Consider the following 26,173-nt stretch of genomic DNA (forward strand, 5'->3'; position numbering starts at 1 on the left):
ATGACGCCCGCCGCGCGCGTCCAGACATCGATCGAACTGCTCGATGCGATAATCGCCTCGGCATTGGCGAAAGGCGCGCCTGCCGATCGCATCCTCGCCGAGTGGTTTCGCAACAATCGCTTCGCGGGTTCGAAGGATCGCCGCGCAATCCGCGAACTGGTTTACGCAGCCATTCGTGCGTGCGGTCCCATCCCTCGGACCGGGCGGAGTGCCATGCTGCGGTTGGCTCAGGCAGACGCGAATATCGCGCCATTGTTCGATGGTTCCAACTATGGACCCGCCCGGATCGCGGAAGGCGAGGAGCCTGCTGAAGGCGGCGTCGCTCCCGATTGGCTCGTGCAGAAGCTTGCCAGTTCGGACATCACATGTCCCGAAGCTGACGCCCTCTTGAGCCGCGCGCCTCTGGACCTCCGCGTCAATACGCTCAAGGCCCAACGCGCCACTCTTTCACTGCCTGTAGAACCGGCTCATACCGCTGCGCCGCACGGATTGAGGCTGGAGCCGGGCACACAGGTCGAGCAATGGGCCGAATGGCGTGAAGGCAAAGTGGAAGTCCAGGATACCGGCTCCCAGCTGGCCTGCCTCGCGGTCGCCGCGCAGCCTGGCGAGACGGTAATCGATCTGTGCGCCGGGGGAGGGGGCAAAACCCTCGCATTGGCGGCGGCGATGGACAATCTCGGGCGGCTGATAGCTTCGGATACCGACCGCAGCCGCCTCTCCCGCCTTGGCCCGCGCGCCGAGCGAGCTGGTGCGACGAGCATCGAGACGCGCTTGCTCGACCCGAAGCGGGAATTCGAGATATTGGCAGATCTTGAGGGGCAGGCCGATGCGGTCATGGTCGATGCCCCCTGTTCGGGGACGGGGACATGGCGGCGTAATCCAGAGGCCCGCTGGCGATTGGACGAAGGCGAACTGGCCAGGTTGACGGCTCTGCAGTCAGACTTGTTTGACCTCGCGGCAAGGCTCGTGAAGCCCGGCGGAAGGCTGATTTACGTCACCTGCTCGCTCCTGGACGAGGAAGGAGCGGGGCAATTCGAATCCTTCCTTGGGAGGAATAAGGCATTCTCTGCGCAGGACATTTCCCTGCCAGCCGGCCGTAAACGCGGGAACGGCATTCGTCTCACTCCGTATCATGAGGGTACGGACGGATTTTTCATCGCTCGTGCAGCCAGATCGTGTTAGCTTCGGGATTATGGCTAACATCCAGCCTTCCGCGACACGTTCCCTCACGGAGACCATAATGCGTTTTGCCCCCGCCGCCGCCGCCTTGTCGCTGGCGCTTGTCATGACTTCCAGCGTTAGTGTGGGCCAGGAACGCGATCCCGACCCCCGCGCGGGCATGCTGATCGCCGAAGGGCAGGCGGCCATGCGCGCCGGAGATACACAGGCCGCAATCGATGCCTATGAGGCCGCGCTCGCTGTGGACCCGGGTTACACGCCGATCTTCCTCCATCTGGCCGAAGCTGCGCGCGCCGACGAACTCCAGGGGAAGGCTATCCGCTATTACCGCGAGGCACTGGAACGCGATCCCAACAACCTTTCCGCGATTGCTGGCGAGGGAGAGGCGCTGGCAGAGAAGGGCGCGATCGAAAGGGCTCGCCTCAACCTCGCCAAGGTTCAGTCGCTTTGCGGCGATAGCTGCCCTGAAACACGCGAACTGGCCGCAGCTATTGCAGCAGCCCCGCACAAGCCGGTGATGACCGCCGAGGCGAGTGTCGAGCCGCAGCCACAAGCGAACTGAAGTTCAGACGAGCTCGCGAAACTCTTCAAGAACAGCGCGATAAACGCGTTTCTTGAAGGGAACGATGAGGTCCGGCAACTGCTCCGGGTTCACCCATTTCCAGTCGCAGAACTCGGGCGGATCGTGCGCCTCGAGATCGATATCCTCGTCTGCGCCGGAAAAGCGCGCGAGGAACCAGATTTGCTCCTGCCCGCGGTACTTGCCGCCCCATAGCTTGCCCATCAGTTCTTCGGGTAAATCGTAACGGATCGGCTCATTCGACTGCTGGATGAGAGTGACGTGTTCTGCCTTCGCACCCGTTTCCTCGGCCAGTTCGCGCAAGGCGGCTTCTTTCAGGTCTTCGCCCTCATCGACGCCGCCCTGGGGCATCTGCCACCAGTCGCCTTCCTTGTTGTCGATCCGCCGACCGACGAAGACGCGCCCTTCGGCATTGACCAGCATCACACCGACACAGGGCCGGTATCCCAATTCATTCACCTGTAACGCTCCACCATGAGTTCGACCGCATCGAGAAAGGCGTCGAGATCCTTTTGCCCGCTTGGCATCGCCTTCCTAAGCGTCGTAAAGCCGTGAATGATCCCGGGAAATTCCAGATAGACCACCTCGGTGCCCTGCTGGATGAGATGGGCAGCATACTCGCGGCCGGAATCACGCAAGGGATCGAGCCCGGCGGTGCATACCACTGTTGGCGGGGTGTTCGAGCAATCGCCAACCATAGGCGTGTGGCGCGGATCGCTGGCATCGCCCGCATACTGGTCGGTGAACCAGGCCATGCTCGCCGCAGTCAGAAGAAAACCCTCGGCAAAGCTGCGGAAGCTGGAATGCTGCGTCACATCGCTGGCGACCGGATAGATCGGCGCCTGCACGATCACCGGCACGTCGGCGGGCTTGTTCACGAGCTGATTGGTCGTCACGATGGTGAGATTGCCGCCAGCGCTATCTCCGGTGATGACAAGCCCTGTAATTTCGCGTCCCAGCGCTTCGGGCGAGGATGCAATCCAGCGCGCCGCGGCCTCGCAATCGTCGGGCGCGGCGGGGAAGGGGTGTTCGGGTGCAAGTCGGTATTCGACCGAGACCACCGGAAGGTCGAGCCGATGCGCAATCTCGGTGCACAGCGAATTGTAAACTTCGATATCGCCGATCACGAAACCGCCGCCGTGGATGAAGACGACGCACGGGCCGGCCTCGCGGTTTTCCTTCGTGTCATAGAGCCGCAGCGGAATCTCGCCTGCGGGACCGGGGCAGGTCAGATCCTTCTTGACCGGCAGATCGCGTGGAGGCGCCTCCGCAAGCGTCCCCAGCGTTCTCATTTGCATGCGACCTTCGACCGCACCGACTTCCTCTACACCTTTGCCGCCCATCTGTTCGAGCATGTCGAGAAAATTGCGCACATCGTCGCGCACGAAATATTCGGTATCGGTCATCGTTCTCTCCCTTGCGTTGCAAAAAGGGACTTAGCGTGTTCGCATCGCTTTTCCACTGCGCTTTTTCCGGCTAGCAGAGAAACTTCATTGCGAGAGGATGGAGCGACTCCTAGGTCGCCATTCCGATGAAACAGCGCCATTGCGCGGCGCGCGACAAGGAATTTGACCGGATGGCAACAGCCTCCACCACGCCGCAGGACGGCATTCCCGCCAGCCCAGAAGCCATCGTCGTGCGGTTTGCCGGCGACTCGGGCGACGGTATGCAGCTCACCGGGGGGCAGTTCACGCTCTCCACCGCACTCGCGGGCAACGATCTGGCGACCTTCCCGGATTTCCCTGCGGAAATTCGTGCGCCGCAGGGGACTTTGTTCGGCGTTTCGGCCTTCCAGATCAATTTTGGCAGCCGCGAGATCAACACGGCCGGCGATGCGCCCGATGTGCTGGTGGCGATGAACCCGGCTGCGCTCAAGGTGAACCTTGCCGCGTTGAAGCCGGGCGGCCTCATCATCGCGGACACGGGCGCCTTCACCAAGCGCAACCTCGACAAGGCGCATTACGATGCCAACCCGCTGGAGGATGGCAGCCTCGCCAAGTTCGATGTGCTCGCCTTCGATATCAGCGAGAAGACGATCGAGGCGGTCAAGCCCTACGGCCTCGGCAACAAAGACGCGCTCCGGTCCAAGAACATGTGGACGCTGGGCCTTGCGCTGTGGATGTTCGATCGTCCGCGCGAACCGATCCACGACTGGCTGAAGGCCAAGTTCAGGTCGAAGCCCGATATTGCCGATGCAAATATCGCGGCGCTCGATGCGGGCCATGCCTATGGCGAAACGGCGGAACTCGCCGGGCCGCTGAAGCAGGTCCATGTCGATCCGGTGCCAAGCGAACCGGGTCTTTACCGCACGGTCACGGGAGCGGAGGCTGTCAGCCTCGGTCTCGTCGCCGGGGCGCAACTGGCGGAGCTGCCGATGTTCTTCGGCGGCTATCCGATCACGCCTGCCAGCGCGATCCTCCACCACCTCGCGCGGCTCAAGGAATTCGGCGTCACCACTTTCCAGGCGGAAGACGAGATCGCCGCGATCTGCGCCGCCATCGGTGCTAGCTACGCTGGGCAGCTGGGTATTACCAGCTCGTCCGGCCCAGGTATCGCGCTCAAGACAGAGGCCATGGGGCTTGCCATCATGACCGAGCTGCCGCTGGTGATCGTCAATTCGCAGCGCGGCGGCCCGTCCACCGGCCTGCCGACCAAGACCGAGCAGAGCGACCTTTACCAGGCGGTTTATGGCCGCAACGGCGATGCGCCCATGCCGGTGATCGCTGCACGTAGCCCCTCGGACGCTTTCGAGGTCGCCATCGAGGCTTGCCGTATCGCCACGCAATACATGACTCCGGTGATGCTGCTGACCGATGGCTATATCGCCAATGCGGCCGAACCGTGGAAGGTGCCCGATCCGGACGATTTCGAGCCGTTTCCTGCCAAGTTTCTCGAAGTGCCCAACGATGGCGAGAACTTCCTGCCATACAAGCGGGACGAAAAAGGCGCGCGGCCTTGGGTAAAACCCGGAACGCCGGGAATGATGCACCGCATCGGCGGGATCGAGAAGCACGAGCTCACCGGCAATATCGATTATTCGCCCGACAACCACCAGCGCATGACCAATGCGCGCAAGAACAAGGTGGAGGGCATTGTCGTGCCCGATCAGGAAGTCTGCCTTGGCGAGACTTCGGGCAAGCTCGCCGTGGTTGGCTGGGGTTCGACCTATGGTCCGATCCACCGCGCGGTCGACAATTGCCGCCGCAAGGGCATGGATGTCAGCCAGATTCACGTGCGCCATATCTGGCCGATGCCGAAGAACATGGGCGAACTGCTGCGCGGTTACGACTATGTGCTGGTGCCGGAGATGAACACCGGACAGTTCAAGACAGTGCTGCGCGACCAGTTCCTCGTCGACGCTCAGCCGCTCACCAAGACCAGCGGCCAGCCTTTCCAGATCGCGGAGTTGGAAGAGGAAATCGGCAAGTTCTTTGACGGTATCGCTGGCAACGAGGGTGGGCAGGTTCCTGCTAACGACCAGCAGCTTCCGAGTACCGATGGGGGTGCAAAGTGATAACGCTTACTCCTCATCCGTTCGCCCTGAGCTTGTCGAAGGGCCGTATTTCACTTTTGGCGCTGCACTCGAGAGAAAGTGCGGGGGTTGGCGGTTCGCGCCAGCTACGCTTCCGACAAGCTCAGCCCGAACGGGTTGAGGAGATCGCACCATGAATGAAATGACCAAGATCGAAACCACGCTCAAGGACTGGGAAACCGACCAGGAGGTTCGCTGGTGCCCGGGATGCGGCGACTACGCGATCCTTAAGGCCGTGCAGCGCACGCTGCCTCAGCTTGGTTCAGACCCGGCGAAGACCGTGTTCATTTCTGGCATCGGCTGTTCGAGCCGGTTCCCGTACTACATCGAGAGTTACGGCTTCCACACGATCCACGGCCGTGCACCTGCCTTTGCGACCGGTGTGAAGCTCGCCAATCCGGAACTGGACATCTGGTTGGTGACCGGGGACGGCGATGGCCTCTCCATCGGCGGCAACCATCTGATGCATGTGCTGCGCCGCAACGTGAACATGCAGATCATGCTGTTCAACAACGAGATCTATGGTCTCACGAAGGGACAAGCGTCGCCGACCAGTCGTGAGGGCACCAAGTCCCCGTCGACGCCCATCGGCAGCTACGACCATCCTGCACGGCCCGCCGCTTTTGCGCTGGGCAGCGGTGCGCGCTTCATCGGGCGCGGCTTCGACGTGTCGAAGCATTTGCCCGACGTTCTCAAGGCCGCCCATGCCCACAAGGGTGCGGCCTTCATCGAAATCTTCCAGAACTGCATCGTCTATAACAAGGACGTGTTCGACGATTTCGCTGCGCCGAAGGGTGCGGAGGATCGCCAGCTCTGGCTCGAGAACGGCAAGCCCATGCTGTTCGCCGGGGATAGCAAGGGAATCGCGCTCAATCGCGATAGCCTGAGCCTGGAGGTGGTCGATGTGATCGATGGCGATTGGGAAAGCGCGGGCGTCATCGTGCACGACGTCACCAACCGTTCGGTCGCCCACATGCTGATCGAGATGCCCTTCGGTGCATTCCCCATGGCGCTCGGCGTGCTCTATGACGATCCCCGCCCGACCTTCGAGGATGCGGTAATCCAGGAGCGCAAGATGGCCAGCGAAGGCAAGGAAGCCAATCTCGCCAAGCTGCTCGGCAAGGGGCAGACATGGACCGTCAGCGGTACCGCGCAGGATCCGGTCTAGTTCCACGCTTTCCTACGCAAGGGCCGCAGCCTATTCCCCGGCAGATGAGACCGATTTTCCCTTCGCCGACCGCAGTTCTGCGCCGCTTTGCGCCTCCCGGTTTTTTTGGCCCTGGACAGTGTAACACCCGGTCCATGTCTCTGCGGATTGTAGGGCAGGCCACATGGACAATCTGACCCACAGCCTCGTCGGCGCGCTGATCGGGCAGGCGGGACTGAAGAAGAAAACCGGGCTCGCCATGCCCGCGCTGATCATCGGGGCGAACCTGCCCGATGTAGATGCGGCGTGCTTTTTCTGGCTAGAGGGCGTCGAGCATCTCGGTTTTCGTCGCGGCATCACCCACGGACCGCCTGCAATGGTGCTCTTGCCCCTGATACTCGCGGGACTGCTATATGGATTCGACCGCTGGCAGGCGCGTCGCGGGAAAAGACCGGCAGGCCGGTTACCGGTCAGCTTCAAATGGTTGTTCTTGCTGAGCTTCATCGGCTGCCTGACTCATCCGGCGCTGGACTGGCTCAACGTCTATGGCATCCGCCTGCTCGAGCCGTTTTCGAGCCAGTGGTTCTACGGCGACACGCTGTTTATCATCGACGTATGGCTCTGGGCGCTGATGGGCTTCGCAACTTGGTTCTCGCTGCGGCGGGAGAGGCGGGGCGGGGAGTGGATGCGGCCAGCACGCGTGGCGATTGCGGTATCGCTGGCGTATATTGGGGTGAATGGCGCAGTAAGCGCGATCGCAGGAACAGCGCGCTATGATGCCCCCTACCTTCCCGAACAGATAGCGATCGCGAATCCGATGCCGCTCACCTCTTGGGAACGGGAAGTTGTCGTCGGGGTGGAAAATGACTGGTGGGTCAAGGATCCGGATACTCATCAGATGTCGCCTATCGTCGATCAACGATGCGAGTGGCCAGACGTAACGCAATTGCGTGTCAACGACTCGCAGCTCGATGCCTTCCTGTTCTGGTCCCGCGCTCCCTTCGCCGAGCGCGCTCCCGATGGTTCGGTCCTCCTCCGCGATGCGCGCTTTTACGACCCTCGCGCCCGCGACCGCTTCACCGTGGCGCTGCCCGATGTGGAGTGCGAGGAACTTCCGGTCGAGTGATGCTGTTTTGACTACAACCCGTTCGTCCTGAGCCTGTCGAAGGACCGCTCTTCTTCGAGTGCTGCGCGGGAAGTGAAGGACGGGGCTTCGACAGGCTCAGCCCGAACGGAGGTTGGTTTGAGTTCTCCCCAGATCGTCTGGCTGAGGCGCGATCTGCGCATGGCCGACCAGCCCGCCCTACATGCTGCCGCAAAAGCAGGTCCCGTCATCCCGGTCTATGTGCTCGATGACGAGCGTGCGGGTGACCATGCCTATGGCGGTGCTTCCCGGGTATGGCTGCACCACTCGCTGGACAGCCTCGGCAGTTCGCTCGGCAGCTGCCGTTCGCGGATCGTATTGCGCAAAGGCGATGCGCCGCAGGTGCTTGCAGCCATTGCGCACGAGGTTGGGGCTGATCGCATCCATGCTATCCGCCACTACGAACCCTGGTGGAAGGAAGCCGAAGACGAATTGAAGGATGCGTTGGGCGATGCGCGCAAGCTGTGCCTATACGACGGCAATTACTTGCTGCCCCCCGGCTCGGTGACCACGGGATCAGGAGATCCCTACAAGATATACACCCCTTTTTCGAAGGCGATGCTGGAGGCGATGCCGCCCCGCGAAGTCCTGGGCGAACCGGAGACGATCTCTTCGCCCGATAGCTGGCCCGAAAGCGATGAGCTTTCGGACTGGAACCTGCTCCCGACCAAGCCGGATTGGGCAGGCGGTATCCGTGACTTCTGGCAGTTTGGTGAGGCCGCTGCGCATCAGCGTCTGGAATGGTGGGCAGACGAAGTTGCGGACTACGACGAGGGGCGCAATCTCCCGTCACAGGACATCACTTCGCGCCTGTCACCCCATCTTCACTGGGGCGAGATCAGCCCCGCGCAGGTATGGCACAAGCTTAAGGACAAGCGCTCGCAAGGCTGGCAGACTTTCGCCAAGGAAATTATCTGGCGCGACTATGCGCAGAATGTGATCGACCAGTTCCCGGACTATCCGCGTGAAAGTTACCGCGACTACGATGAGCGTACCTTGTGGCGTAACCCCAATGCCGGACATCTGATCGAGCAAGATCTGACATGTTGGCAACGCGGAACGACCGGCTATCCGATCGTCGATGCGGGGATGCGGCAGCTCTGGCAGACGGGATGGATGCACAACCGTGTCCGGATGATCTGCGCCAGCTTTCTCGTTAAGCACCTCCTGATCGACTGGCGCTTTGGCGAGCAGTGGTATTGGGACTGCCTCGTCGATGCCGATTACGGCAATAACGGCGTCAACTGGCAATGGATTTCCGGCACCGGCGTCGACAGCAATATGTTCAGCCGGATCATGGCTCCGCTCAGCCAGAGCGAAAAGTTCGGCGCAGCGGACTATATCCGCACCTACGTTCTCGAACTGGCCGACATGGACGACGACTGCATTCACGATCCGCCCGATGCGCAGCGCGGTGACTATCCGGCCAAGATGATCGGGCACAGGGAAGCGCGCGAACGGGCGCTCGAAGCATATAGGGCAAGCAAGCCGTAGCGGACTTGTCGCCTCGCGCACAGCGCGGCATAGCGCGCCGCATGGACATGCAGGCCAGCCAGCGCGGACGCGATCTCGTCGAAGGTTCGAAACCCTTCGCGCGCAAGCCCGGTTGGCTCGCACGGCTGATCGCGCCCGGCTTTCGAAAGATACTCGGGAAGATCGATGCCGCACTGACCAGCGGTACGATCCACGGCACTTTGCCCGATGGAAGCTCCTGTGTGCTTGGCGGCCGGGAACCGGGCTTCGAATGTGTCGTCGAACTGCGCAACTACAATGCGCTCGTCCGTCTGGCGAGCAATGGCTCTGTAGGGTGGTATCAGGCGTGGGAGGCGGGCGAGTGGTGGAGTCCCGATCCGGTGCCGCTCTTTGCCTTGTTCATGCAGCATGCGGAGCGTCTCGGCGATACGGCTCGTGCGAAGGGGCCTTTCCGTCAGGGGCTGAAACTTGCGCATCTCGTCAATCGCAACACCCACAAGGGCGCTCAGAAGAACATCTCCGCGCATTACGACCTGGGCAATGATTTCTACGAGGCATGGCTCGATCCGACGATGAGCTATTCCTCGGCGCTGGCAGTTTCAGGCGAGGATCTTGAGGCTGCACAAAGGCGCAAATGGGCCGCATTGCGCGACCGGATCGGCGATGTGGATACGGTTCTGGAAATCGGTTGCGGCTGGGGTGCCCTTGCGGATTACCTTCTGAGGCAAGGTAGCCATGTTACGGCAATCAGCCTGTCGGAAGAGCAACTGGCATGGGCGAGGGCGCATCATTCGAGCGACATAGACTTCCGCAAGCAGGACTATCGCGACACCGCAGGCCAGTATGACGCGATCGTCAGCGTCGAGATGGTCGAGGCGCTGGGCCGCGAATACTGGCCGACATATATGGATTGCATCGCGCGAAATCTCAAAGCGGGCGGACGTGCCGCGATCCAGTATATCTCGATGCGCGACGAATTGTTCGACGATTATGCCAAGAGCGCTGACTTCATCCAGGCCTATATCTTTCCGGGCGGTCTGCTGATCCGCACCAGCGAATTCCGCCGCCTAGCCGAAGAACGCGGCCTCCATTGGCAGGATCAGACCGATTTCGGACTCGATTATGCCGGAACGCTGTGGCTGTGGCGGCAACGCTTCGAACGTGCTGTGGAAGAAGGCCGCCTGCCGCCGGGCTTCGACAACCGGTTTTGCGACTTGTGGCGCTATTACCTCATGTACTGCGAAGGAGGTTTTCGCGGCGGTGGGATCAATGTGCACCAGGTAACCCTGGTGAAGGAGGGAGAATGAAGATGCGAGCGATACTGGCTTCCGGCTTGGTACTGGCACTCACCGGCTGCATGAATGTCGTCGAGGTGCCTCCGGCGCCGACTGCCGTACCAATGGTGACGCAATCGACACCTGCAGAGATTGCGAGCCTGGATCCCTCCGACTCTATCCTTTTCTGGAGTGACGAGCGCCGCTCCGCAGCCTTCCGGGATATGGAAGGGCTATTTCCCGGTTTGGAGGTTGCGCCTGCTCCGGCCCCGCGTGAATTGCCGGCCGGTAGCCCGCTCGACAATGCCACGGTTGCCCGTGCCCGCCAGTTCATCGCCGATACTTCGGCAGCCGGGCTGATGGTACTGAAGGATGGCGAAATCGTCTTCGAGGAATACGGTCTCGGTTTTCAGCCCGAAGAGCGATGGACCAGTTTCTCTGTGGCCAAGAGCTTCACTTCGACACTTCTTGGTGCGGCTATCGAGGATGGAGATATCGAAAGCCTCGATACGCCCGTTACCGATGTGATCCCGGCACTCGCAGGTACGGCGTATGAGGGCGTGACCGTTGGCCAGATTGCGGCAATGACTTCGGGCGTGGCGTGGAACGAGGATTATACCGACCCGGACAGCGATGTGGCCAAAATGCTGGCAGTCACTCCCGTAGAAGGTGAATCGCAGGCCGTAACCTACGCACGCACGTTGCGGCGAGAGGCTCCAGCAGGGGAGAAGTGGGTCTACAAGACACTGGAAACCAATCTGCTCGGTCTTATCGTGGAAGAGGCGACGGGGAAGTCGCTGGCTGCATATGCTGCGGAGAAGATCGTCGCACCTGCCGGCTTCGAAGGTTCACTGTTCTGGATGCAGGACCTCACCGGCGGCAATATCGGCGGTTGCTGCTTGTCGCTGCGACTATCCGATTATGCGCGGTTCGGGCAATTCGTGCTGGAAGGCGGAAACGGTGTAGTCCCGCAAGGTTGGTTTGACAGGGCTGGCGCACCGGTGGTGGAGTTCGGGCCGCAGGCACCCGGCTTCGGATACGGCTACCAATGGTGGGCCTTTCCAGGCGGCAATTACGGCGCTCAAGGTATCTTCGGGCAGGCGATAACGATCGTGCCGAGCCGGAATATCGTTGTGGCGGTAGTCAGCAACTGGCCTACCGCGACGAGTTCGGATAACCGTGCGAAGTTTCGTGAACTGGTAAGCCTCATTTCGTCAAACGCTGAATAGGGCAGGCACCCGATACGAGTGGTGGCGGTGACTGTCACAGCACACCGCCACCGACGACGATCCATCCGGACACGGTTCAGGCCAGGCCCTTCAGGCCGCCGCCAATTTGTCGGCATTCTCGCCGTGCCCGTGAAAGTCAGTAGGGGCGGTAGGCACCCTGGCCGCTGTAGCGGGCGAGGATATTGTCGTGCACGATCGGCGAAAGCAGCTCGTTGAAGGCGCAACCGACCATGCAGTTTTCCCACCATACGACCTGCGCCTGAAGCGATTCCAGTCCGGGGAGGGTAAGCCAGCACATCTGCCCTTCGTGCATGCGGTTGATCGCAGCCGCCGAGAAACCCGAAATCGATAGATCATGCACTACGGTCTGGAAGGCACGTCCTCCGCTGGCACGAAGCTGGCCGGGAATGGTCAGCTTGGTCCGCGGCGCGCAGCGATCTTCCTGAGCGACCATCGTATAGCGATCTTGCGTCTGGTAGGTCATGAGCGGCGATCCCTTGCCCTGAGTTCGAGTACCGAAGACGCGCACATGAAGCGCGCGCGATATTTATATTTATCGGAGTGTCGCTGAGCGAGATTAAGGAATGGTCATGGCGTAGGGTTAACGCGCTAGCCCACCCGCTCCCTGTGCCGGGTCGGGAAGTCGTTAACCAACAGGTCGACAATCCGGGCCGCAACCTCTTCCGGCGGCTTTACCGTTTGCGGATCTTCGCCCGGGTATGCTTTCGCGCGCATCGCCGTCCGGGTCGCGCCCGGATCGAGAGTGGCCACCCGTACATTGCCGATTTTCTCGACCTCCTGCGCATAGGAGTCGAGCAGATTGTCGAAGGCGGCCTTGGTCGCTCCGTAAGCCGACCAATAGGCGCGAGGTTCTTTCCCGACGCTGCTGGTCAGGCCGATGACGCGGGCCGCTTCGGCGCGCTTAAGCAAGGGATCGAAATTGGCCAGAAGCGCCTGCGTTGCAAGCAGGTTTGTCGTCACCGCCTGACTGAACTGTTTGCCGTCGATCTGGGTGACAGGCGAAAGCGTTGGCAGATATGCGGCTGAGATAATCAGGAAATCCAGCTTATCCCATCGACTGGCGATCGCCGAGGCGAGCCGGGCGATGCCGTCGCTTTCGGCAAGGTCAACTGGTGCGATGGTGGACGTGCCGCCGGTTTTGTGGACAAGGTCCTCGACAGCCTCCAAAGTGCGGACATCGCGTGCGGTAAGTATCACATGCGCGCCCGCTTCTGCGAGCGCGATGGCCGTCGCTGCGCCGATACCCTTGCTGGCACCCGTGACGAGGGCGAGCTTGCCTTCAAGAGGTTTGGTCATGCGACTTTGCCCACCGGGAAAGCGAGCTGTTGCTGCTTGTCCTCGCGCTTGGCCAGATCGGTCAACGACGTTGGGTAATCCCCTGTGAAGCACGCATCGCAGAACTGCGGGCATTCCTTGACGCGCGGCTTTTCGCCCACGGCCCGATAAAGCCCGTCGATCGACACGAATGCAAGGCTGTCTGCCTTGATGAATTCGCGCATGGGTTCGACATCCATTCGCGCGGCGAGCAGCTTGCTCCGCTCCGGGGTATCGACGCCGTAAAAGCAGCTGTGCGCGGTTGGTGGGCTGGCAACACGGAAATGAACTTCCTTCGCCCCGGCATCGCGCATCATCTCGACGATCTGGAGCGATGTCGTGCCGCGAACGATTGAGTCGTCGATCAGTACGATGCGCTTGCCTGCCACAAGGTTGCGATTGGCATTGTGCTTACGCTTCACGCCCGCATGCCGTGCACCGTCAGAAGGCTGGATGAAGGTGCGACCCACATAGTGCGAGCGAATAATGCCAAGCTCGAAAGGGATGCCGGCTTCCTGAGCATAGCCGATTGCCGCCGGAACGCCGCTATCCGGCACAGGAACGACGAGGTCTGCTTCGACCGGACTTTCCTTGGCGAGTTCCGCGCCGATTGCCTTGCGCGCCTCATAGACGCTTCGCCCCGCGAAGAAGCTGTCGGGTCGGCTGAAATACACATGCTCGAAGATGCAGGGCCGGGGTTTGTGCGAACCGAACGGGTGAAGCGAATCTACGTTGCCGTCGAAATCCACTTTGATCAGTTCACCAGGTTCGACTTCCCGGATCATTTCCGCTCCGACCACGTCGAAGGCCACGCTTTCGCTGGCAAAGACTGTGGCATCGCCCATTTTGCCCATCACCAGCGGCCTGATCCCAAGCGGATCGCGGCAGGCGATCATGCCCTCGGGCGTCATGACGACCAGTGCATAGGCGCCTTCCAGCAGGCGCAAGGCATCGACCAAGCGGTCAACCATGGTCGGATAACGCGATGTCGCGACAAGATGAATGATCACTTCGGTATCCGACGTCGACTGGAAAATAGCACCGCGTTGAACGAGCTCTTCGCGCAAGGTGCCTGCGTTCGAAATGTTTCCATTATGCGCCACCGCAAAACCGCCGCTTGCCAGATCGGCATATAACGGCTGCACGTTGCGCAGGCCCGATCCGCCGGTGGTGGAATACCGGACATGGCCCGCCGCCATGTGACCGGGGAGCTCAGCAATCGCTTCGTGCGACGAGAAGTTATCCGCTACGTGACCAAGGCCGCGTCGGACGCGAAATTCGGCGCCATCCCAGGCGACGATGCCGGCTGCTTCCTGGCCGCGATGCTGCAAGGCGTGGAGGCCAAGCGCAGTCACAGCCGTGGCATCGGCAGCGTTGATCGCGCCGAAAACGCCGCACTCTTCGCGCAACTTATCGCCATCCGCATCGACGAAGGGGTGGGTGCAAATCATGGTGCTGTCCGCGCTGCCATTCGAATGCCGCTCCAATGGCGATGTTACGGCCCGATTACAAGGCTAGTGAGTTGGGAGGATGTGCGTCGCTCGACCGTGTTCATTGCGCTTGCATGAAACTCTGCCTAAACGCGCTTGCCAACGGACAACTATTATCTAGGGCCGCCTTGCTGCTTTCACCATTCGAACGGACAATCGCCAAACGTTACCTGCTGCCGGGCAGGAGCGAGGCATTTATCGCGCTGGTCGCGGGGATCTCGATCACCGTGGTCATGCTCTCGGTCGCCATGCTGGTGATCGTGATGAGCGTGATGAACGGATTCCGCGCAGAATTGCTGGACAAGATTGTCGGGCTGAACGGCCATGCCATCGTCCAGGCCTACGGGGGCCGGCTCGACGATTGGGAACAGGTTCTGCAGGAAGTCGAACAGACACCCGGCGTCGTGGAAGCTTCACCGCTTATCGAACAGCCACTGCTGACTACGTTCAACGGCCGGGTAGAGGCCATCCTCCTGCGCGGCAACACGCAGAAGGACATTCGCGAACTCGGTGAAAAGGTCATCAGCGGCAATATGGGCGAGTTGCAGTCGGGGGCCAGCAAGGTAGCGATTGGCGTAAGGCTCGCGGAGAATATCGGTGCTCGCGTGGGTGATACGATAACGATCATCAACCCTCAGGGCAGGTCGACACCGTTCGGAACCGTGCCGCGCCAAGTTGGATACGAGGTCGCGGCCATCTTCGAGGTCGGTGTTTACGACTACGATGGCGCCTTCGTGGTGATGCCCATGCAGGATGCGCAGACCCTGCTATTAACCGGCGATACGATCGGCATGATCGAGGTCCAGGTGACCGACCCGGACGAAGTTGGCGAGATTCTTGCTCCTGTAGAGCAGGCATTGGCGGGTCGGGCCGTGGTGCGTGACTGGAAAACGATCAATTCGACCCTGTTCGAAGCCTTGCAGGTCGAACGGGCGGCAATGGCTTTTGCCTTGAGCTTCATGGTCCTGGTGGCGGCCTTCAATATCTTGTCGAGCCTGGTCATGCTGGTTCGTGCCAAAACCCGCGATATTGCGATCATGCGAACCATGGGGGCTACGCGCCGCAGCCTGACGAAGATTTTCGTGACCACCGGCTTTACCGTGGGGGCCATCGGCACGATCGCAGGCCTGATACTCGGCGCGCTTGTGCTCGGTTTCCGCGAGCAGATTGTGGGAGGAATTAGCTGGCTCACGGGCGCCGATTTGTGGGATCCTCAGGTACGCTTCCTCAGTACAATTCCGTCCAAACCCGACCCGGTCGAGATCGCGATGATCGTCGGCCTTGCCCTCGTCATGAGCTTTCTGGCGACGCTTTATCCCGCGCTGAAAGCGGCGAGCACCGATCCCGTACAGGTCCTGCGTTATGAATGATCGCCAGTTGCGCCCCGTTGTCGAACTCCGCGGTCTCACTCGCAGCTTCGAGCAAGGTGGCGTGCGCATCGATGTCCTGCGCGGAGTGAATCTCGATGTGATGCCGGGGGAGATCGTAGCGCTGCTCGGCCCGTCAGGCTCGGGTAAATCTACCTTGCTTCAGGCGGTCGGTCTGCTGGAAGGCGGATTTGGCGGTGAAATCCTGATCGGCGGCCATTCTGCGGAAAAGAGCGATGCCAATGCGCGGACGACCTTGCGCCGCGACCATCTCGGCTTCGTCTACCAGTTTCACCATTTGCTGCCCGATTTCGATGCGAGGGAGAACGTGGTTCTCCCGCAGCTTGTGGCGGGGAAATCGCGCAAGGATGCGGAAGTGCGGGCGGAAGAGCTGCTCACTGCCCTTGGGCTCGAGCATCGGCTCGATCATCGACCCAGCCAGCTTTCCGGCGGCGAACAACAGCGTGTCGCGGTTGCGCGCGGCCTTGCCAACCGGCCTGACCTTGTGCTCGCAGACGAGCCTACGGGAAATCTCGACGAAGCAACTTCGGATCGCGTACTCGAACAATTTCTTTCGCTTGTACGAGGCGAGGGGAGTGCCGCACTGATAGCTACGCATAACGAGCGGCTTGCCGCAAGAATGGACAGAGTGGTGCGTTTGCACGAAGGCGTGCTGGAATAGCGGACCCCAAGCGGGGTTCGGCCGTTTGTTCATGCAAAGGAGTATTTGCATGACAGACCATCCCAGCACCTACAAAGCCGATGACACACATCGTCAGGGCGTCCAGTGGGACGACCGCGCCGAGCTTCATCTTGCGGACGATGGACAAGGAGTTTTCGACGGCGGCAAAGGCCTCCGCGGAGGTACTCTCGCTGAAATGGTGGGACAGTTCATGGCCTATCCGGCGGAGGATCGAGACAAATATGTGATACAGAAAGCTGGCGACCATAAGTTGACTCGCACCGAGATAGAGTCGTTGGCTGCACGTGAGGATTTTCCAGGGGCCTGATTATCGTCCGGACCCTGCTGCAAGGACAGAATTCTGATGACCACGATTGGCGATTTTACCGTCGCAACCAACAAGGGTGAGCAACTCGATCTTAGCGGCAAGCTTGGTAGCGTGCTCCTGGTCGTCAATACTGCGAGCAAATGCGGCTTTACTCCCCAATACGAGGGTCTGGAGAAGCTTTATCAGGACTATGCCGACCAGGGCTTTGAAGTTCTGGCCTTTCCCTGCAACCAGTTCGGCAATCAGGAGCCCGGGGATGCCAGCGAGATCGAGCAGTTCTGCAAGGTCAACTTCGGCCTGACTTTTCCGTTGATGGAGAAGATCGACGTGAACGGCGAGAATGCCAGTCCGCTGTTTGACTGGATGAAAGCCGAAGCGCCGGGTTTGATGGGTTCGAAGGCGATAAAATGGAACTTCACCAAGTTCCTGATCGACCGGGAAGGGAATGTCGTGAAGCGCTATGGTCCAGCCGATGCGCCGGCTGCCATCGCCAAGGATATCGAAAAGCTGCTCTGAACAGCCATGCTTGCTGAAATCAACCTGTGGTTCCTCTCGCTTGGCGAGCACTACGGCGTGAACCCGTTTGTCTTCGGGGCTATTTACGTGGGTGCAATTCCGTTCTTCCTCGCGTCGATTGCGTGGGTGGTGAAGCGTGCAAGGGCGGGACGCTCTACCGTTCTTCCCACGATGCTTGCTGGGTTTTTCTTTGTGTCCGCCTACCTTTATCTGGCCGTTGTAGGACGTAACATACCTTTGTGGGTGTGGATATTTCTCGCTGTGCTGATCGTTTATGGAGCCTGGTCGACGATCCGCGACACACGCCGCAAAATTGCGGCGGTGCGCGAACCGTGATTTTCTCCACCGGTTGTGGAGAATAACCGGATTCGCGCGCTTTGAGTTCGGCGCGTGAAATCCTACCTTGGCGGAATGCCCTACAAGCCCTTTGTCCCCCTTCGCGTATTGTCGGCCTATTCGATGCTCGAAGGGGCGATCGATCCGAAAGCGATGGCAAAGCTGGCCAAGGAGCGCGGCTTTCCCGCGATAGCCATGGCGGACCGTAACGGCCTCTATGGCGCGGTAATGTTTGCCAATGCCTGCAAGGCCGAAGGCGTTCAACCGATCACCGGCACCCTTCTGGGAGTGGCGCGTGACGAGGAAGGGCGGGTGGTCGATTACCTTCCGCTCTATGCGCAAAGCGAAGCGGGATATGACAATCTCTGCCACCTCGTTTCTAAAGCGCATCTCGAACGTCCGCTGGAATTCGAACCCCATATCCGAATGGAAAATCTGGAGGGCCGAACCGAAGGCCTGATCGCGCTTACCGGCGCGAGCGAGGGCGGGGTAACGAAGCTGCTCGCCGAAGGTCAGACGAGCCATGCGATCGCAATGCTCGGCAAGCTTCAGGCGCTATTCCCTGGGCGCCTTTATGTCGAACTTGCTCGGCGCGGAAACCCGGTTGAGGAAGCTGCCGAGGCGGCGCTGATCGACCTCGCTTATGAGCGTGACCTCCCTCTCGTCGCGACCAATCCTGCGAACTTCGCCGAACCGCATATGTACAAGGCGCATGACGCCATGTTGTGCATCGCAAACTCGACTCACATCGATGCAGACGAACGGCCCAAATCGAACCCCGAAAGCTACGTAAAAACTGCTCACATGATGGAAGAGGCCTTCGACGATTTGCCGGAGGCCACGGCCAATACACTCGTGATTGCCCAGCGCTGCGCATATGCGCCGCCCTATCGGGATCCGATCCTGCCCAGCCTTGCCGGTGACATGGAGGGCGAGGCACGAATGCTCGAGGAGGACGCCCGGCGTGGCCTTGAAAAGCGGCTCGAACCTTATGGCGAGATGACCGAGGACGAGCGCAAGGTCTATTTCGACCGGCTCGATTACGAGGTCGGCATCATCAATCAGATGGGCTTTCCCGGGTACTTCCTGATCGTCGCCGACTTCATCAAATGGGCCAAGGATCATGACATTCCGGTGGGCCCGGGCCGTGGTTCAGGTGCAGGCAGTCTCGTTGCCTGGGCGCTTACCATCACGGACCTCGATCCGATCAAGCTGGGCCTGCTCTTCGAACGCTTCCTCAATCCCGAACGCGTGTCCATGCCGGACTTCGATATCGACTTCTGCGAAACCCGCCGCGGAGAGGTGATACGTTATGTGCAGGCGAAATACGGCCACGATCACGTCGCGCAGATCATCACCTTCGGAAAGCTGAAAGCACGTGCCGTCCTGCGCGATACCGGCCGCATCCTCCAGATGAGCTATGGACATGTCGACCGGATATGCAAAATGGTGCCGAACCATCCGACCGATCCGTGGACGCTGCCCCGCGCGCTCAACGGCGCGGCCGATTTCAAGGCCGAGTACGATAACGATAACGAGGTCAAGCGGCTGATCGATCTCGCGATGCAGCTTGAAGGTTTCCCTCGCAACAGCTCGACCCACGCGGCGGGCGTTGTGATCGGCGACCGGCCGTTGGAACAGCTGGTGCCGCTCTATCGCGATCCCCGTTCGGACATGCCGGTCACGCAATACGACATGAAGAATGTCGAGAGCAGCGGCCTCGTAAAGTTCGACTTTCTCGGCCTGAAAACCCTGTCGGTGCTCAAGAAAGCGACCGACCTGCTCAAGAAACGGGATATCGAGATCGATCTTTCGAAGCTCGAACTCGACGACCCGGCGGTCTACGAATTGATGAAGGCAGGCAACACGGTCGGCGTGTTCCAGCTGGAATCGGAAGGCATGCGCCGCACGCTGACGGCCGTGAAGCCGACCAATTTCGGCGACATCATCGCGCTCGTCTCGCTCTATCGCCCCGGCCCGATGGACAACATACCCCTGTTCGGAAAGCGCAAGGCGGGTGAGGTCCCGATCGAGTATCCGCATGAGAAACTCGAGGGCATACTTGCCGAAACCTACGGCATCTTCGTCTACCAGGAACAGGTGATGCAGGCCGCGCAGATCCTCGCCGGATATTCGCTGGGCGACGCCGACCTGTTGCGCCGCGCCATGGGCAAAAAGGTCCAGGCCGAGATGGACGCGCAGCGCGAACGTTTCGTCGCGGGCTGCAAGGAAGTCTCCGGGATCGAGAAAGCCAAGGCGAACGAATTGTTCGACTTGATCGACAAATTCGCAGGGTATGGCTTCAACAAGTCGCACGCCGCCGCCTATGCTCTGCTCGCCTATCAGACCGCCTGGTTGAAAGCGCACTATCCGGAAGAATTCTTTGCCGCTTCGATGTGCTTCGACATGCATCAATCGGAAAAACTGACGATCTTCGTCGATGATGCGCGGCGGCAAGGGATTGCGGTCGAGCCACCCTGCATCAATCGCTCGGAAGCCGAATTCACCGTCGAACAGACCGACGATGGGTATGCGGTACGATATGCACTCGCGGGCATTCGCAACGTGGGCGAGCGGGCCATGGAAACGATCGTTGCGGAGCGTGAGTCTTCCGGCAAGTTCGAAACCTTGCAGGACCTTTTCGAACGCATTCCGAAGGGTTCGATGAATTCGCGCCAGCTCGAAGCGCTTGCCTGCTCCGGGGCACTCGACTGTCTTGAGCCTAACCGCGCGAAGGTTTTCGCAAATGCGGATATGTTGTTGGCGGTGGCCGATGCAGCCGACCGCGAGCGCACTAGTGGGCAGGCAGGCCTGTTTGGCGGTGAAACCGCCCAGGGCGAAACTCTGCGTCTTCGCGAGGTCGAGGACTGGCCACGGGCCGAGCGAATGGCCAGAGAGCGCGAGAATTTCGGATTCTATTTCTCCGCCCACCCGGTCGCAGCGTGGAAAGACATCGCTTCGGCCAATGGAGCGCGTACCTACGCCTCGTTGATGGCAGGCGGAGCACCCGCCGGTGGTCGCTCCAATGCGGTTATGGCGGCCATGGTCGAAAAGGTGAACAAGGGCACCACCCGCCGCGGCAAGCCCTTCATTCGCGCCGACTTCTCCGATTCGACCGGCCAGTTCAGTGCGGCCTGTTTTGAAGAAAGCATGGTCGAACGGTTCCTCAAATGGGCGGAGGAGCAGACTTGCGTGCTGCTTCAGGTCGAGCTCGATTCGCCCAGTCCCGATGAACCTCCCCGCATTACCGTGCGCGGGGGTACCCCGCTGGCGGAGGTGAAAGGTTCGACACCCATGATCCTGACGCTTGAGATCAACGACATCGCTGCGGTGGAAATTCTTCAGCGTGAATTGTCCGAACTTTCAAGCGGCAATGACGAAGTCGCTGTAACGCTACGGATTGGCGGGGATCATGAACCCGTGATGCGTCTGGGCCGCGCATTCGCCCTGGACGGAGAGCTTGCTGAGCGCTTGGCAAGCGTTCCCGGCCTTGCCAAGGTGCAACTCGACAAGCGGCGCGGCGGCACGCACCTTCGCCTCGTCGCCTGAAGGGTGGCCCCATAAAGGGGTATCAAGCGAGGAGAGAGACTGGAATGCTTGGAGCGATGCAGGACTGGAACATGCGTGTGACGCATGTGATCGATCACGCGGCCCGTGAGGCGCCAGATCGCGAGATCGTGACCCGCTGGGCGGATGGAAGTGAAACCCGCACCGATTGGGCCGGCATTCGCCGCGATGCGCTCAAAATGGCACAGGCTCTTCAAAAGCTCGGGATCAAGCCGGGCGACAAGGTGGCCAGCATCGCGATGAACCATTCACGTCACCTCGTCAGCTGGTACGGCGTGGCGGGCATGGGCGGGGTTCTGCACACCGTGAATCCGCGTCTTTTCGAGGATCAGCTCGAATATATCGTCAACCACGCGGATGACCGGGTCGTGCTTTACGATGCGATGTTCCAGCCGATAGTCGACAAGATGCGTGATCGCTGGCCGCAGGTAGAGCACTATATCTGTTTCGACAGCGGCGAGCAGACAACCGCCTTCGAAGACTGGATCGGTGCCGAAGACGGCAATTTCGAGTGGGTGCAGGGTGACGAGCGCGATCCATGCATGATCTGCTATACCAGCGGCACCACCGGGAATCCCAAGGGCGTGCAATACGAGCACCGCAGCACGCTGATGCATGCGATGGCCGGCCTCCAGCCATCGGCATTCAATTTCAGCGCGGCCAGCGTGATGCTGCCGGTCGTGCCGATGTTCCACGCGGCGAGCTGGGGCCTGCCTTATGCGGGGGCGATGGCCGGGATCAAATTCGTTTTCAGTGCGGTGAACGACCCTGCGGTGCTGCACGAAATGATGATCAAGGAAGGGGTAACCGACAGCGCGGGCGTGCCCACGGTCTGGCTCGCCCATTTCCAGTATTGCGACAAGGAAGGCATCGACCTGCCTCCGTTGAAGGCTGCGACTATCGGCGGGTCCGCGGCACCCAAGTTCATGATCGAGCGATTGATGAAGAACGGCACGCGCGTCCAGCACGCTTGGGGCATGACCGAGACGAGCCCCATCGGCACAGTGGGCGGCCCAACGCAGGATTGGGACCAGCTCAGCTTCGATGAGAAGGTCGCCAAGACGATGAAGCAGGGACGCCCGATTTTCGGCGTCGAGCTGCGCACCGTCGATCTGGACGATTTCACCAAGGTATTGCCGCGGGATGGCGAGACCTCTGGCGCGCTTCAGATCCGTGGTCCGTGGATCATCAAGCGCTATTTCAAGGCAGACGAAGATGCAGTCACCGAAGATGGCTGGTTCAACACCGGGGACGTTGGCATCCTGCACCCAGACGGCACCCTTCAGCTGACTGACCGCACCAAGGACGTCATCAAGTCTGGTGGCGAATGGATTTCCTCGGTCGAGCTGGAAAATGCGGCCGTGGGACATCCGGCGGTGGCCGAGGCAGCCTGTGTCGGAATGCCGCACCCGAAATGGGACGAGCGGCCCGTATTGTTCGTCGTCAAGAAAGAAGGCGCCGAATGCGATGCGGACAGCGTGGTGGCATTTCTATCGGATAAGGTCGCCAAATGGTGGTTGCCCGACGCGATCGAATTCGTCGACGACATTCCCCACACCGCGACCGGCAAGATCAGCAAGAAGGATCTGCGTGAGCGCTTCAGCGACTACAAATTGCCCGAAGCGCGTTAGGGCGTGAGCCTGCTGATCCTGCTCAACAAGCCTTACGGAGTACTCTCGCAATTCACCGGGGGCAGGGAAGGGGTAGAGGACACGCTGGCCCATCTGGTCGACGTGCCGGATGTCTATCCTGCCGGCAGGCTCGACAAGGACAGCGAAGGTCTGTTGCTCCTGACAGACGATGGGCGCCTGCAATCGCGCATTGCCGAACCGCGCTACAAGATGGCGAAGACCTATCTCGTGCAGGTAGAAGGCGAAGCGGATGACGATGCGCTTCAGCGGCTGGCGAGCGGGGTCGAACTCAAGGATGGTCTGACCGCGCCTGCGCGAGCCAGAAGGATCGATCCACCGCCTGTCTGGGACCGCGAACCTCCGGTTCGGCATCGCAAGACCGTGCCCGACAGCTGGATCGCACTCGAGATCACCGAGGGGCGCAATCGTCAGGTCCGGCGCATGACTGCCGCGGTGGGCCTGCCCACGCTGCGACTCATCCGATGGCGCATCGGCGATTGGAGCGTGGATGGCATCGCGCCGGGCACATATCGTGAGATTCAAGTTTGAGGAGAACGCAGTGACCAAGACCTACATCGACCCCAGCCGCGCGAACTTCGAGGCATTCAAGGACCTCCCTCGCGATGAACCGATCCACATGCTCAACCTGCTCCTGTACCGCGACGAAGCGGAATATCCCGAGGGCCACGAACACGCCGACAAGGGCTGGAGCGGCCGCCGGGCCTATGAGGAATACGGCAAGACCAGCGGCCCCATCTTCCGCCGCGTTGGCGGCGAGATCGTGTGGCGCGGGGCGTTCCAGACGGTGGTGACCGGCCCGGAAGAAATGCGCTGGCACGATGGCTTCGTGGCGCAATATCCCAATGCGGGCGCATTCTTCGAGATGATCAAGGATTCAGATTATCAAAGAGCAGTCGTGAACCGTACGGCGGCGCTGGTGGACAGCAGACTGGTGCGGTTCAAGCCGGGTGCAGCGGGAGAGGGGTTCTAAAGCAACCGCAACTGCCCGCCCATCGCTGGCGGCCTGAACTGTGTGCAATCCAGTTCGAACTTTGCCTTGCCCAATCCCGCGCGCTTGCAGGCCAGGCGGAACCTTGCGCGGAACAGGTCTGCCCAGACGCCGGTCGGTTTCATGCGCGAGAAGAAGTTCGGGTCATTGTCCTTGCCGCCGCGGATGGATCGGACGATGCTCATCACCTTGTCGCCCCGCTCGGGATAGTGGACCGAGAGCCAATCGCGGAACAGCGGAGCGACTTCGTGCGGCAGGCGCAGGGGTATCCAGCCGACGCTGCCCACTCCGATGGCCGCGGCGCGCTCGACGATTTCTTCCATGAACTCGTCGGTGATCGCCGGGATCACCGGTGCGACCGAGCAATGGGTCGGGACGCCTGCCGCGACGAGTTTTTCCAATGCCGCGAGACGCTTGGCTGGCGCAGCTGCACGCGGTTCGAGCTTTCCCGACAGCTTCGGATCGAGGCTGGTCACCGAAATAGCAACCGCCACCAGCCGCCGCTGCGCCATCTCTGAAAGAAGGTCCAGATCGTCGAGCACGCGGTCGGACTTGGTGGTGATCGTCACCGGATGGCGCGCATCGAGGCAGACTTCCAGCACCTGCCGCGTGATGCGGTACTGCCGCTCTATCGGCTGATAGGGATCGGTATTGGTTCCCATCGCAATCGGCCTGGGCCGATAATTCCGTTTTGCCAGCGTGGCGCATAGCAATTCGGCAGCATTCGGCTTGGCGAAGAGCTGTGTCTCGAAATCGAGGCCGGGCGACAGGTCGTGATAGGCGTGGGTAGGGCGGGCAAAGCAATAGACGCAGCCGTGCTCACAGCCGCGATAGGCGTTAATCGAACGGTCGAAACCTATGTCTGGCGACTGGTTGAAGCTGATGATTGTCTTGGGATGCTCTTCCGTCACATGGGTGCGGAGTTTTACGGGCGGACCGCCCTCGATCGCGGCGAGGGATTCCATGTGATCGCGCCAGTCGCCATCCACCTCCCGAGTCGCGAGGCCGAAGCGCGTCGGAACGTCGGCGTTCTGGGCCCCGCGGCCGGGAATGGCTGGTTCGAAGCGACGTTCCATTTGTGAGAACATAAACGGAACAAATGATTTCCGCCAGTCCAATCTTGCTATGGGCGCGGCACAGATCTCGGAGCATCGAACGGAGATCGCGGGTTCATGGAATACCCCGCTGGCGGCCCCGCAATAGCGCGGGTCAGGGCTGAAGTTGACACAGTTGACACTGTCCAGGGAGCTGCAGAAGCTAGGTTCAATGATCGCTGCGAACCCGTGTTGCGGGGCGTCGGTGATACAGCCGGTTTCACCGCTTCGGCCGGGCTTCCTGATGCGGCATCGGTGCGATTCTTGCAGGGCGGATCGAATGCAGAGTCCCGAAGCCGCTCCAGCCTGTCCCATCTTTCCGCAGCATCGCGGCGGGCCTCTTCTTCCGCTTCCTGCTCGGCCTCTTCCATATCGGCCCGCACAGCTTCGGCATCGGAGCCGAAAAAGTGGTCGATGTCCCGTTCGGGCACCTCGATCGTCTCGCCCGGGTGGCCGTCTTCCTCGTCCAGTTCCACGGTAAGCTGGGTGCGGCGTGCTGCTTTGGAGGCCCGATCAACTTCACGCTGGATGTAGCGCGTGCGATCGGGCACGCCTTCGGCGCTGTCGCCGCTGCCGATACGGGTCAGCAGATCCTCGAAGATTGCCGCGTCCCCGGCTGCCTCCTCGCTGGCGAGATTGTCCAGCCGGGCCAGATGCGCAAGTAGCAGGCGGCTATCGTAGCGGCGGCGCGTGCCAACCACTTCGCCGCGATGCCACACGTCCTCTTCGATCCCGTCGACCGCCCGGTCGGCCAGCACCTGCTGGCTGGCATCGCGGCCCAGCAGCACCGCCGCCGCCCAGGCCCGGGCGAACAGCGGATCCTTGCGCCGCTGGCGATAGGCGGATTCCGCTGACAGACCGACACGGCGGCAGGCGGCGCGCGCATTGCCGCTGGCTGCAAGGCGATCGAGGAAGAGCATCTTGCGCTCGGGCGTCCAGCCGCGGGGAGCAAGTTCGGTGGTGGGCTCGGCATTATCGGTCATGATCCGCGTCTCCGTGATATGGGAAAACAAGGCGAATCAGCGCTATTATGCACGAGGGACGCTGTAGGACAGCGGGATAATGAAGTGCCGGACGTCCGCTCTGGATTAGCAGAGCAAAAAAGCTGCCATTCCGCTTACGTTTAGAGTTTCGGACGCCGCGAGGCGTCGGAAAGTCGACGGTGCCCGAACCCGCGGGCCGCACGCGGTGCGCTATGGGGATTTCGACTTTGCGCTGATCCCGACGGCTGCTGACGGTGCCGATAAGCGGAAGGGTCCG

At 60.9% G+C, this 26,173-nt stretch carries 24 protein-coding genes; 17 read left to right on the forward strand and 7 right to left on the reverse strand.

The genetic code is table 11. The annotated features are described in order from the left end of the window. Positions 1-1,182, forward strand: coding sequence for an RsmB/NOP family class I SAM-dependent RNA methyltransferase (locus AC13CE_RS09125; protein ID WP_221541183.1), 1,182 nt, complete (start codon positions 1-3; stop codon positions 1,180-1,182). Between the two features lie 58 nt (positions 1,183-1,240). Beyond that, positions 1,241-1,741, forward strand: a complete 501-nt coding sequence (locus tag AC13CE_RS09130) for a tetratricopeptide repeat protein (RefSeq protein ID WP_221541184.1) — start codon at positions 1,241-1,243, stop codon at positions 1,739-1,741. A gap of 3 nt (positions 1,742-1,744) precedes the next feature. On the opposite strand, the gene AC13CE_RS09135 is transcribed toward AC13CE_RS09130, so the two are convergent. Continuing rightward, positions 1,745-2,182: an RNA pyrophosphohydrolase gene (locus AC13CE_RS09135; protein ID WP_247710529.1), complete on the reverse strand. Its 438-nt coding sequence runs from the start codon at positions 2,180-2,182 to the stop codon at positions 1,745-1,747. 32 nt (positions 2,183-2,214) lie between these two features. Further along, on the reverse strand, positions 2,215-3,165 hold the full coding sequence (locus AC13CE_RS09140) for an alpha/beta hydrolase (RefSeq protein ID WP_221541186.1): 951 nt from the start codon (positions 3,163-3,165) through the stop codon (positions 2,215-2,217). Positions 3,166-3,335: 170 nt separating this feature from the next. Here AC13CE_RS09140 and AC13CE_RS09145 point away from each other — a divergent pair, with 170 nt between their 5' ends. The 6 genes from AC13CE_RS09145 (at position 3,336) to AC13CE_RS09170 (ending at position 11,558) form a co-directional block, all read left to right on the forward strand. Then, positions 3,336-5,273: a 2-oxoacid:acceptor oxidoreductase subunit alpha gene (locus AC13CE_RS09145; protein WP_221541207.1), complete on the forward strand. Its 1,938-nt coding sequence runs from the start codon at positions 3,336-3,338 to the stop codon at positions 5,271-5,273. Positions 5,274-5,424: 151 nt separating this feature from the next. Beyond that, positions 5,425-6,459: a 2-oxoacid:ferredoxin oxidoreductase subunit beta gene (locus AC13CE_RS09150; RefSeq protein ID WP_482972182.1), complete on the forward strand. Its 1,035-nt coding sequence runs from the start codon at positions 5,425-5,427 to the stop codon at positions 6,457-6,459. A gap of 163 nt (positions 6,460-6,622) precedes the next feature. Further along, a complete protein-coding gene (locus tag AC13CE_RS09155; protein WP_482972183.1) occupies positions 6,623-7,564 on the forward strand; it encodes a metal-dependent hydrolase in 942 nt (313 codons plus the stop codon). 117 nt (positions 7,565-7,681) lie between these two features. Continuing rightward, on the forward strand, positions 7,682-9,076 hold the full coding sequence (locus AC13CE_RS09160) for a cryptochrome/photolyase family protein (protein ID WP_482972184.1): 1,395 nt from the start codon (positions 7,682-7,684) through the stop codon (positions 9,074-9,076). Between the two features lie 41 nt (positions 9,077-9,117). Further along, positions 9,118-10,362 carry a class I SAM-dependent methyltransferase gene (locus tag AC13CE_RS09165; RefSeq protein WP_482972196.1) on the forward strand — a complete coding sequence of 415 codons (1,245 nt, stop codon included), beginning with the start codon at positions 9,118-9,120 and terminating at the stop codon, positions 10,360-10,362. Beyond that, complete coding sequence (locus AC13CE_RS09170) at positions 10,359-11,558, forward strand: serine hydrolase domain-containing protein (protein WP_482972185.1); 1,200 nt, start codon at positions 10,359-10,361, stop codon at positions 11,556-11,558. The genes AC13CE_RS09165 and AC13CE_RS09170 overlap by 4 nt, the downstream gene beginning before the upstream one ends. A 136-nt stretch (positions 11,559-11,694) precedes the next feature. Here the strand turns inward: AC13CE_RS09170 and AC13CE_RS09175 are convergent, their stop codons facing one another. The 3 genes from AC13CE_RS09175 to purF all read right to left on the reverse strand — a co-directional run bounded on the left by AC13CE_RS09175 (position 11,695) and on the right by purF (position 14,344). Then, positions 11,695-12,042, reverse strand: a complete 348-nt coding sequence (locus tag AC13CE_RS09175) for a PilZ domain-containing protein (protein WP_221541191.1) — start codon at positions 12,040-12,042, stop codon at positions 11,695-11,697. Positions 12,043-12,167: 125 nt separating this feature from the next. After that, the gene (locus tag AC13CE_RS09180) at positions 12,168-12,875 is read right to left on the reverse strand and encodes an SDR family NAD(P)-dependent oxidoreductase (RefSeq protein WP_482972186.1); all 708 of its coding nucleotides are present in this window, start codon (positions 12,873-12,875) and stop codon (positions 12,168-12,170) included. Next, on the reverse strand, positions 12,872-14,344 hold the full coding sequence (gene purF, locus AC13CE_RS09185) for an amidophosphoribosyltransferase (RefSeq protein WP_221541193.1): 1,473 nt from the start codon (positions 14,342-14,344) through the stop codon (positions 12,872-12,874). Before purF ends, AC13CE_RS09180 begins: the two co-directional genes overlap by 4 nt. 167 nt (positions 14,345-14,511) lie before the next feature. On the opposite strand from purF, the gene AC13CE_RS09190 reads away from it, so the two are divergent. From AC13CE_RS09190 to AC13CE_RS09230, 9 genes are all read left to right on the forward strand, one after another. Then, the gene (locus AC13CE_RS09190) at positions 14,512-15,753 is read left to right on the forward strand and encodes a lipoprotein-releasing ABC transporter permease subunit (protein ID WP_482972187.1); all 1,242 of its coding nucleotides are present in this window, start codon (positions 14,512-14,514) and stop codon (positions 15,751-15,753) included. Then, a complete protein-coding gene (locus tag AC13CE_RS09195; RefSeq protein WP_473821497.1) occupies positions 15,746-16,432 on the forward strand; it encodes an ABC transporter ATP-binding protein in 687 nt (228 codons plus the stop codon). The genes AC13CE_RS09190 and AC13CE_RS09195 overlap by 8 nt, the downstream gene beginning before the upstream one ends. A gap of 49 nt (positions 16,433-16,481) precedes the next feature. Beyond that, on the forward strand, positions 16,482-16,760 hold the full coding sequence (locus AC13CE_RS09200; RefSeq protein ID WP_482972188.1) for a hypothetical protein: 279 nt from the start codon (positions 16,482-16,484) through the stop codon (positions 16,758-16,760). Between the two features lie 36 nt (positions 16,761-16,796). After that, a complete protein-coding gene (locus AC13CE_RS09205) occupies positions 16,797-17,276 on the forward strand; it encodes a glutathione peroxidase (protein ID WP_482972189.1) in 480 nt (159 codons plus the stop codon). 6 nt (positions 17,277-17,282) lie between these two features. Next, entirely contained in the window at positions 17,283-17,612 is a 330-nt protein-coding gene (locus tag AC13CE_RS09210) for a hypothetical protein (protein WP_221541198.1), read from the forward strand. Between the two features lie 75 nt (positions 17,613-17,687). Beyond that, the gene (gene dnaE / locus AC13CE_RS09215) at positions 17,688-21,161 is read left to right on the forward strand and encodes a DNA polymerase III subunit alpha (RefSeq protein WP_482972197.1); all 3,474 of its coding nucleotides are present in this window, start codon (positions 17,688-17,690) and stop codon (positions 21,159-21,161) included. A gap of 44 nt (positions 21,162-21,205) precedes the next feature. Further along, positions 21,206-22,810: a long-chain fatty acid--CoA ligase gene (locus tag AC13CE_RS09220; RefSeq protein WP_482972190.1), complete on the forward strand. Its 1,605-nt coding sequence runs from the start codon at positions 21,206-21,208 to the stop codon at positions 22,808-22,810. A 3-nt stretch (positions 22,811-22,813) separates the two neighbouring features. Continuing rightward, on the forward strand, positions 22,814-23,359 hold the full coding sequence (locus AC13CE_RS09225; RefSeq protein WP_482972191.1) for a pseudouridine synthase: 546 nt from the start codon (positions 22,814-22,816) through the stop codon (positions 23,357-23,359). 10 nt (positions 23,360-23,369) lie between these two features. Next, positions 23,370-23,801, forward strand: coding sequence for a DUF1330 domain-containing protein (locus tag AC13CE_RS09230; RefSeq protein WP_482972192.1), 432 nt, complete (start codon positions 23,370-23,372; stop codon positions 23,799-23,801). Here AC13CE_RS09230 and AC13CE_RS09235 read toward each other — a convergent pair. Both AC13CE_RS09235 and AC13CE_RS09240 read right to left on the reverse strand, forming a co-directional pair. After that, positions 23,798-24,895 carry a PA0069 family radical SAM protein gene (locus AC13CE_RS09235; protein ID WP_482972193.1) on the reverse strand — a complete coding sequence of 366 codons (1,098 nt, stop codon included), beginning with the start codon at positions 24,893-24,895 and terminating at the stop codon, positions 23,798-23,800. The two genes, AC13CE_RS09230 and AC13CE_RS09235, sit on opposite strands and share 4 nt — an antisense overlap. 47 nt (positions 24,896-24,942) lie before the next feature. Continuing rightward, on the reverse strand, positions 24,943-25,896 hold the full coding sequence (locus AC13CE_RS09240; protein ID WP_482972194.1) for a hypothetical protein: 954 nt from the start codon (positions 25,894-25,896) through the stop codon (positions 24,943-24,945). Positions 25,897-26,173: the final 277 nt, after the last annotated feature.

The organism is Qipengyuania sp. B-5, assembly GCF_056857815.1.